We start from the raw sequence: 8389 nt of genomic DNA, 5'->3' as shown, positions 1-8389 counted from the left end.
CCACTGATTACCTTTTTTAGCCTGGTGCATCTCCGGATCACGCGCTTTATTTTTGTTTTTCGTTGAGGTCGGCGCTTCGATAATGCTAGCGTCCATGATGGTGACTTCTTTGAAACTCAGACCTTTTTTCGCCAGATGTTTGTTGATGGTTTCAAAGAGTTTCTTCCCCAGATTGTGCTCTTCTAGCAGGTGGCGAAAATTTAAAATGGTGGTTTCATCCGGCACCGTATCGATGGTGATGCCGGCAAACTGGCGCATGGATTGCACCTCGTATAGTGTGTCTTCCATGGCGGGATCACTGAGGTTGTAGAAAAGCTGCAGGCAGTGGACACGTAGCATCACCGATAACGGGTAGGGGTTCCTACCTCGTAATGACTTGCTGTAATAGGCAGCAATCGGACGCTCCAGCTCTCTCCAAGGTAGAAGTACTTCCATTTGGTTGAGAAATTTCTCTCGGCGAGTCACCTTACGTTTTTTGGCATGGCCTTCGGCATCGGAGAAGCTGAGTTGTGACATATTCCTGCCCTTGCTAACTGGAAGATGGATTATCGCCTATTTTGGGGTATTTTTCAGAGGTGCCCTAAGTTACTGCTAAACCGCAGATCCCATTAGAGCCAAGAGTTTCCATCTATAGCCAAACTGCATATATTACAAGTGTTCCAGCCATTGTAGCAATCAATGGAACCAAAAAGTTTCTTGCGATGATATACCATTTGGATTCTTTTTTTATTAAAAAATTAACAATTAATACGCTTATCATACCAGCAAAAAAAGAAACTAAAATAACTAGAAGAATCTCCATTTCAACCTCAAACTGCTATCGTAAACTTCTTAAGACAACCTAGCGTAACCGATGGGTGGACACACACTTTCAAAATGGCGCCTTGATTCCGAACCAGCCCGAAAGCCTGAGCCGAAAAGACTTTTTCAAAAGGCTGCTAGCAATAGGAATTACACCTTTCAGGTTATTACTCGAGATGTAAGCATAATCTGAAGCACGAGAAAAACAAAAACCAAAAGCAGCAAATATAACCATGTAAATCTGATATTTTTTGATCATATGGCGGTTACTTCCTTTCAGCTAAGGGGAAAAGCAAAATCAAGATTCTGTATGATACCGCTATTATAAAAAAATATGCGCTAAGGTAAGTCAACCAATTGGCATTTTTTTCCATCTCCGACCAGTCTAGATTGTTTACCGATTCAGCGGAGCAGTACACAACCAAAGGCAGTGAAACAAACCAAGAAAGATAAGTTATATCTTTTTTTTGGGTTATAGAAATGTAAGTGGCTGCCACATAGGTTGCACTAGCAATAAATATCAAAAAAAACTTGGTGGCGGATATTACTATTGGCTGCCAGACCATAGCAATGATCATTGGTGCGCCCGAAAGAAGCAGCACTAAATTGCTTTTTTCTATGAAAAGCACACTGATCATTTTTATTTCTTTATCCTTAAGATTCTTCATTCTCGCCCTCCATAAATAATAAAAAGGCCAACCCTGCCCATAGAGGCAAGGTTGGTTGTTTTCACAACTTACCGAAATTGCCAAGCGCTGATAAATGAACTAGTTGCCGCAGTAGCAGCGCCACGGATAGAAGAAACAGGATTGATCGCACCTACTACAGTCGATGCACCAACGGTACGTGCATATGAACTCCAGCTCCACTTAGTGCCTGTATGGACAACCTGTGTAGATCCATGACCACTCCCGAAACCGCTTAAGAAGCCACCTCTAAAAGTCATTGCACCAGACCGAATACCATTAATAGGTAACCAAACTCCTGCAACTACACCTGTAGCTGCCGGCCTAAAAACCCAAGGGGCTAGACCTGCCACTCGCCAATCAAGCCTCAGTTCTGTCCCACGTTGACTATTCCTCTCTAACGAAGGTCTAGGTGGTGAACTTCGGAGTTAAATCTGAGGAATCTGGCTTGAGAATGAACTATGGACCTCGTCTATTCTTTTTCATTTCCTCATAGGCATGAACCTTTTTTGCGAATTTTATGAATAAAAAAACGGTTAAGTAGACCAGTATTGCTGTCTCCGCAGTTGCAAAATCATCTGAGAAAAATAATACTAATGCTGGAATCGGAGTTACAAAAATAATTATCTTTGCTTTTGTTGTTTTTGCATCTTCCATGATTCCTTCAATGAAAAAAGCAAAGAAGTTGGCAAGACCGAGGGCAAAAAATATCGCTTTATCTTCCATCTTCGCTTAATAATGCTGATCTTGAGTGCAAGACCAGTCACTCCTCATGTGGGTTGGGGAAAGATTAGTTACAATCGTTAATTTTTCAGAGTTGCATTGACACTACCCCTCTTGCGGTAGCATATACTTTTGAGATTCCACTTAGGCCAGTAGTTGCCGCCAGGCCATTGCCATAAAGCCTGCACCAGAATTTAGACCTCGCGTGCCGTGGTTGCGATAGTGATTTCCATGATACAGCCACGAACTGACAGCACCTCTGCCAGCAATAACCAACACTGGCAAAACAACGAAGACCACACATAGTTTGGTAAAATCCATTTTTAACGATTAATAGGTGAAATAAAAACTAATCTTGTTGGGTATAGGCTTCAATCCCAAAAAAAACGTAAGTATTAACTACGTGATGCAACGCTGAGCGCTGCAGAAACCACTATTGACAATATTAAAATAAAATGGGTGAGAAGTATCCAGTCGTTATCAAGTCGTGGAGAAGTAAGCGAGCGACACTGTCTGCGTATTTTATATATCCTAACTGCGTCCGTGCCGCGATTTAGACGACGAATGCGGTTGAGGCGGTACATCGCCAGTTCAGGAGACTCACCAAAATCAAAGGTGGCTTCCCGAATGAGAACAGCTTGCTCAAGCTTTTGTATGCCGGTATTTTGAAAGCGCTAGAACGCTTGATGCTCCAGTGCAAAACTGCAACCTGACACTGCCGCGGTTGTCGATTCATTTTAAGAAGCGTTTAGATGCTCACACCTTCCTGTGACTGGCTGGCACAGGATTTTGAACACCCTCGCATTACCAATCGCCAGGCCGTGGACATTTATCGAGCGGGCACCAATAACGGTATTTTAACCGAGCCAGAGTCGGGCTTTAGTCGTGATATTAGCGATGAAATGGGCTACGTCATTCGTAGCGAAATGCGAAAAACCATCGAACGCCAACGTGAGCAGCTACAAGAGGGGGTTGAGCAAGTAGAAGCCGATATTATTGCCGGCCATAGGGTTATTTTGATCGGCCACGGTTACGGCGGCTTGCGTGCCAATGCTATTTTTGAAGCGCTACAAAAGCGTAACCCTGAGTTTTTGCCTTATGTGGCTGCCGTTAAAATGGGCAAAGTCAGTGAGCCAGCCCAATATCTCATTTCTCGGTTTAGCGCCTAGGTTTTCCGCGCCTTAGCAGGCCGCCTGAGTTGGCGTTGCGGCGACCACAGCATTAGCAAATCAGGGAGCTCGCCCGCCCGGCATGAGGGATACCCTCAAGGAGGGCATAGGGCTTGGCGAAAAAGAAAGCGCAGATAAGGGGTCGGAGCTTCAGCTCTGACCCCAACTTATGCGCGAGTCTGAACAAAATATCGCCTTTGAGGTTTCTACACACCTGCATAGGGCTTCAGCATTTAAAACCGCTCACTGCGACAAGGCTATTTAACGCACTCGCCGCGGTAATGTCGTTTATTGCAACCGCACCCGCTCGGGGGGCAATACAAAGCTAAAGGTACTGCCTTGGCCTAAGCGGGAGTCGATTTCCAGCTGGGCATCGTGATGTTCGAGGGCGTGCTTGACGATGGCCAAGCCCAAACCTGAGCCACCGACGGTGGACTCGCGCGAGTCGTCCACGCGGTAAAAGCGTTCAGTCAGGCGGTTAATGTGTTCGGGGGCAATGCCCGGCCCTTGATCGCTCACGCTAATTCTTAGCCCTTGCCCAGCGCTGCTGAGGCGCAGTTCCACTTCACCGTCACCGCCGTATTTATAAGCGTTAGTGAGCAGGTTGCTGAGCACGGTGCGCAGCTCTTCCTCAAACCCTAAGACCTCAACATCCTGCTCGCAGCTCAGCTTTACTGGATTGCTGGCGTAGGATTGCAGTTGATCGACCACGCTGCTCGCCAAACGGCGAATGCTGAAGTATTCACCTGTGTTGTCACTGTTGGCGCTTTCTAGGCGTGACAGTTCGATCAGGTCGTTTACCAGGCTTTGCATGCGCTCGCCTTGGCCGGACATTTGGTGAACGGCTTTGTTCAGGCTGGCTGGCAGTTCCATATCCTGCAGCATTTCCAGATAGCCGTTGATGACGGTGAGGGGAGTGCGTAACTCGTGCGATACGTCGGCAATAAAGTTTTGGCGCATGGTTTCGACGCGCTTGCGCTCAGTGACATCGCGCACCAACAGTACTTTTTGATCGACACCAAATTGCGTGATCTGCACCATTAGGGTTTGTGGGCGAATGTTCTGAAAATCGAACTGCAGCGCTTTGCTGTAGTCGCCATGGTCGAAGAACTTAGTAAAACGTGGGCTGCGCAGCAGGTTTTTAACATGCTGGCCTTGGTCTTCTTCACGCAAGCCGAGCAAGCGAGTGGCGGCGCTGTTGAAGTTGGTGATGTAACCATCGGCGTCGATGACCAAAACGCCATCGTGCAGAGATTCAATGCCTTCGTTGTAGCGTTTGAGTTGACGTGCCTGTTGGCTGAGCTTGGTGCGCAGGTTTTTTTCGCGTCGCACAATGCGGTCGACGCTGTAGCCAACCAAGCCGCTGTCTTGCGGCGGCGGGCCAAAGCGATGGCTCCAACGATACAAGTTGGCCATAGCTCGCAGCGACATCACGTGGGCTGCTGTCATGCCCACCACCAAGCCAGGCAAGGGATACCCCGCCGACCAGCCCGCTGCCAGGCCTAACCCTACAGGTACTGCGACACGCAGCAGTTCTCTCTGCCAAATACCCTGTTGCAAGGGCTACCTCACTTTGTAGAAAGCGGTTATCCGTTGGTCACCGCGTCCGGAGTGAAGCGGTAACCCGCGCCCCGGACTGTCTGAATCATGGCCTGTTGGTCTTGTGGACTTAAGGCCTTGCGCAAACGGCGGATGTGCACGTCTACGGTACGGTCTTCGACATAAACATTGCCGCCCCAAACCCGGTCGAGCAGCTGGGCGCGGGAGTATACCCGATTGGGGTGCAGCATAAAGAACTCCAGCAAGCGGAACTCCAATGGCCCCAGGCTAATGGCTTGCCCCTCAATGCTGCACTCTTGAGCGTTGCGATCGAGCACGGTCAAACCAAAGCGCAGGCAACCGTCTTCGCTCGCCCCTTGGCTGCGGCGCAGCACAGCGCGCACCCGAGCGATGAGTTCGCGCGGTGAAAACGGTTTCACCACGTAATCGTCGGCACCGGCCTCCAGGCCATTGATGCGATCATCCTCATCGCCACGCGCGGTCAGCAGAATGATGGGGATGTCAGCCGTACGTTCGTCTTTTTTTAGCCGCCGAGTGAGTTCAATGCCGGACAGCATGGGCATCATCCAATCGAGCAAAATCAAATCTGGGCGATCGTTGACCACCATTTGATGAGCGAGATGGCCGTTGGCCGCCAGTTTGACCTGAAACCCAGCCAGCTCCAGGCTGGTTGAAATCATCTCGCAAATGGCCGGTTCGTCGTCCACCACCAGGATATGGCTTCCACTCATTTTGCGCGCCCCGTATTGTGCAGAAAAATCCGGCGATCATTGTGACATTTTTATGAATTCCTGGCAGCGTTTAGCGCTTTGGCTGAGTTGCTTTGCGCCCCTTCTGGGTGAGCAGCTAACGCTTGATAGATTCAACTTGTGAAGTTTCCTGCACAATGGGGTTGACGACCGCCATCTTGGTCAGTAATATCCCCGCCCACTTAGCCGGTATAGCTCAGTTGGTAGAGCAACTGACTTGTAATCAGTAGGTCCCGAGTTCGACTCTTGGTGCCGGCACCATATTAAAAACCCGCTCATTGAGCGGGTTTTTTTATACCTGTCTGTTGCTGCTTTCGCACCGATTACTCACTATGCATGCTTTAACCGTGTTGCAGGAGAGCCGTGTTGGAGTGGTTAAATCAATTATCAAGCTATCTGCGCCCTTATCTGGACGACATCGCCTTGGCCATTGTGGCAACGCTGCTGGTGATTTTTGGCGGCACCATTAATGATTGGGTGCGGTACGCATTGCGCCGTCAGAAAGTGTGGCTGCGGGTCGCGGTTTTTATTGCCTTGTGTGCGTTTGGCTACGGTGCGTTGTCGGTGTGGCTGACACCCATGCTGGAGGGGTGGTTGCGGCAGTTGCCAGGGTGGCAGATGTTGTTGGCGGTAATAAGTAGCTTTGTGATCGTTGGGGTGTTAGCGGAGCGCTATCGCAAAAGTTAGGTGGGCAGAAAAAATCGGGCGCTGTAAACATCCTGTCTACAGCGCCACAGCACCCTTAATCATCCTGATCAACATTCTTCCTTGGGCAATCCTCTGCCTGCGTTCATCCCTGCTAGTATTCCGTTACTGCTGGCCTCTTGGCCTGGCTCTCCTGAGCAACGTCCGTGTGGCGTCCTTCGCCGTCTTCCTTGCAGGTCTCCTGACCTGATCCAAATTACGTCCTCATCATCCTGATGGGTGAAACGTCCTGCTTCACTGCCTCCCAACACGATTCACAATAGCAGAATGACGGCTCGGGAAAAGCGACCCGTGCCCAGAATGTGACTTCGTTAGAAAACTCAATAGTGGTCACAAAGCCCGAAAAATCAGGGATTTACCTTGATTCTCAACAGGCTTGTGGCAAAGCTAGGGAAGTGTTTTATCTACATCTCTTACTGCCTTGTGAGATATCTCTTACAAGGCCGAGGGCGATAGTCGTAAAGGGTCATTGAGCATGTCCAGCGCAACGCATTCTTCTACCACGCCATTGCCACCCAACTGGCGCTATTTGCCGCTAGCAGCGGAGGCGCTGACGTTACTGAAACGCGGTGTGGTGGCGCTGCCAGAGGTGAAGCGCTGGCCGTTGCCGTGGCTGCAGTCATCTAGTCATACGGCACCTGCTGCCGTGGCTGAGCAGGATTATCAGCAGTATTTGCAACAGTCCTATGAGCGTTTGCCTGCGAATGTGGCGGGGTTGTTGACGTTCGAGCAGTTTGCCGCGCAAGCCGAGGCTAAGCGGGCAGACATTGAGGCCCACCTAAGACAGCAGCGCCAAGCTGAACAGGCGGCAGAGCAGGGCAATGCTAATGACTGGTTGTTGCAGCGTTTCTTTTGCGATGCCCTTGACCCATTAGCTTGGCAGCAGCATGAGCAGGGCTTCGCCTGTGTTTGGTTGGCTTTAGACCCAGAGCTGTGGCCACAAGCCGAGCTGCAGCCGGTGCAGTATCAACCGCAACGAACGTTGAGTTACCCGGGCGCCTTGCTGGTGGACCCACCCGCGTTTGCGCCTTTGCAAGAACAACGCGTGTTGCTGGCGCGAGAGCAAGCGCCCAAGTTGATAGAAATTCAGGGTATGACCAGCGGTTTACTGCGCTTACCGCCGAAGGCCATTCGGGCGTTGCTGTTAGGCAGCCACTATCCGCAGGCATTGCGGCAGTCTTTGTTGGAGTTTTGGTACGGCGACTTTCGATACCAGCGCATACCTATTTACCGTATGCACTGGCCCGCCGGCCATACTGGCTTTAGCTTTTTGCCTTACCGGCGTGGAGGTCGTTGATGAGGCGAGAAAACGCCTGTGGGTCAGCAACTTCGCCGTCTTCACGCAGGGCTGGGTAGTCGACGCCGTATTTTTTGCACAGCTTGGTCAGTTGCGGCTGACACCATTCAAACATCAGCCGCTGGTAATGCTCATCTGGCAGACGGCGCTGATCATACATACCAGCTTGCTGGCGCTGATATTGCGCTTCATTGAGCATAATCGCAGCAGCGACGGAGACGTTAAACGATTCCACCATGCCCTTCATCGGAATGATCAAGTGCTCATCACACAGACCCTCAGCGATGGCGCTAACGCCTTCTTTTTCTGTGCCCATCAACAGCACCGTGGGCTGGGTAAAATCGTAGTCACGGTAATCGACAGCACGCTCGGTCAAATGCGCGGCCACTACTTTATACCCCTGCTGCTGAAAACCTTTGATGGCCCCTTCTATGTTGGCGTGGGTATGCACCCTCACCCACTCGGCTGAGCCGGCAGTCGAGGCGGTACGCAAACGGTACTTGTCGCGGGGCCAGACGATGTGTAAATCGGGAATACCAACGGCGTCGCAGGTGCGGGCGATGGCTGACAGGTTATGCGGCTTATAGACCTCATCGGTGAGGACGGTCAGATCCGGCTGACGCCGGTCCAGAGTGGCGGTAATGCGTTGCAAACGCTCAGGAGTCATGCGGCAAAATTCTCACAAAACATCAAAAAAAC

Annotated in this window: 9 protein-coding genes, 1 tRNA gene and 1 pseudogene; 5 read left to right on the top strand and 6 right to left on the bottom strand. The window is 50.4% G+C overall.

Annotated features, from left to right (window positions below; genetic code table 11):
- From IE090_RS17845 to IE090_RS11575, 3 genes are all read right to left on the bottom strand, one after another.
- The coding region (locus IE090_RS17845; protein WP_229815729.1) for an IS5 family transposase at positions 1–516 on the bottom strand (516 nt) is incomplete at its 3' end.
- Positions 517–1067: 551 nt separating this feature from the next.
- Entirely contained in the window at positions 1068–1469 is a 402-nt protein-coding gene (locus IE090_RS11580; protein ID WP_189388549.1) for a hypothetical protein, read from the bottom strand.
- A gap of 477 nt (positions 1470–1946) precedes the next feature.
- The gene (locus IE090_RS11575) at positions 1947–2213 is read right to left on the bottom strand and encodes a hypothetical protein (protein WP_189388548.1); all 267 of its coding nucleotides are present in this window, start codon (positions 2211–2213) and stop codon (positions 1947–1949) included.
- 405 nt (positions 2214–2618) lie between these two features.
- Here IE090_RS11575 and IE090_RS11570 point away from each other — a divergent pair.
- Positions 2619–2982: pseudogene (locus IE090_RS11570) on the top strand (transposase); the annotation flags it as partial.
- Positions 2963–3379: a hypothetical protein gene (locus IE090_RS11565; RefSeq protein ID WP_189388547.1), complete on the top strand. Its 417-nt coding sequence runs from the start codon at positions 2963–2965 to the stop codon at positions 3377–3379. The pseudogene IE090_RS11570 and the gene IE090_RS11565, both read left to right, overlap by 20 nt.
- Positions 3380–3667: 288 nt before the next feature.
- Here IE090_RS11565 and phoR read toward each other — a convergent pair whose 3' ends face one another.
- Both phoR and phoB read right to left on the bottom strand, forming a co-directional pair.
- Complete coding sequence (phoR, locus tag IE090_RS11560; RefSeq protein WP_189388546.1) at positions 3668–4939, bottom strand: phosphate regulon sensor histidine kinase PhoR; 1272 nt, start codon at positions 4937–4939, stop codon at positions 3668–3670.
- A 26-nt stretch (positions 4940–4965) separates the two neighbouring features.
- Positions 4966–5670, bottom strand: a complete 705-nt coding sequence (gene phoB / locus IE090_RS11555; protein ID WP_189388545.1) for a phosphate regulon transcriptional regulator PhoB — start codon at positions 5668–5670, stop codon at positions 4966–4968.
- Positions 5671–5873: 203 nt separating this feature from the next.
- On the opposite strand from phoB, the gene IE090_RS11550 reads away from it, so the two are divergent.
- The 3 genes from IE090_RS11550 to IE090_RS11540 all read left to right on the top strand — a co-directional run bounded on the left by IE090_RS11550 (position 5874) and on the right by IE090_RS11540 (position 7690).
- Positions 5874–5949, top strand: a tRNA-Thr gene (locus tag IE090_RS11550).
- Between the two features lie 102 nt (positions 5950–6051).
- Positions 6052–6375, top strand: a complete 324-nt coding sequence (locus IE090_RS11545) for a DUF3392 domain-containing protein (RefSeq protein ID WP_189388544.1) — start codon at positions 6052–6054, stop codon at positions 6373–6375.
- A gap of 493 nt (positions 6376–6868) precedes the next feature.
- A complete protein-coding gene (locus tag IE090_RS11540) occupies positions 6869–7690 on the top strand; it encodes a hypothetical protein (protein WP_189388543.1) in 822 nt (273 codons plus the stop codon).
- Here the strand turns inward: IE090_RS11540 and trmH are convergent.
- Positions 7656–8357, bottom strand: a complete 702-nt coding sequence (trmH, locus tag IE090_RS11535) for a tRNA (guanosine(18)-2'-O)-methyltransferase TrmH (protein WP_189388542.1) — start codon at positions 8355–8357, stop codon at positions 7656–7658. The two genes, IE090_RS11540 and trmH, sit on opposite strands and share 35 nt — an antisense overlap.
- Between the last annotated feature and the right edge of the window lie 32 nt (positions 8358–8389).

The organism is Bacterioplanes sanyensis (genome assembly GCF_014652515.1).
Lineage (GTDB): Bacteria > Pseudomonadota > Gammaproteobacteria > Pseudomonadales > Oceanobacteraceae > Bacterioplanes > Bacterioplanes sanyensis.
Note: the sequence above shows the minus strand (reverse complement) of the source record. Positions and strands in the feature narration are given on the sequence as shown.

Coding starts and splice junctions, on each gene's coding strand:
- IE090_RS11580 (WP_189388549.1), bottom strand. CDS start 1,469: ATGAAGAATCTTAAGGATAAAGAAATAAAAATGATCAGTGTGCTTTTC.
- IE090_RS11575 (WP_189388548.1), bottom strand. CDS start 2,213: ATGGAAGATAAAGCGATATTTTTTGCCCTCGGTCTTGCCAACTTCTTT.
- IE090_RS11565 (WP_189388547.1), top strand. CDS start 2,963: ATGCTCACACCTTCCTGTGACTGGCTGGCACAGGATTTTGAACACCCT.
- phoB (WP_189388545.1), bottom strand. CDS start 5,670: ATGAGTGGAAGCCATATCCTGGTGGTGGACGACGAACCGGCCATTTGC.
- IE090_RS11540 (WP_189388543.1), top strand. CDS start 6,869: ATGTCCAGCGCAACGCATTCTTCTACCACGCCATTGCCACCCAACTGG.
- trmH (WP_189388542.1), bottom strand. CDS start 8,357: ATGACTCCTGAGCGTTTGCAACGCATTACCGCCACTCTGGACCGGCGT.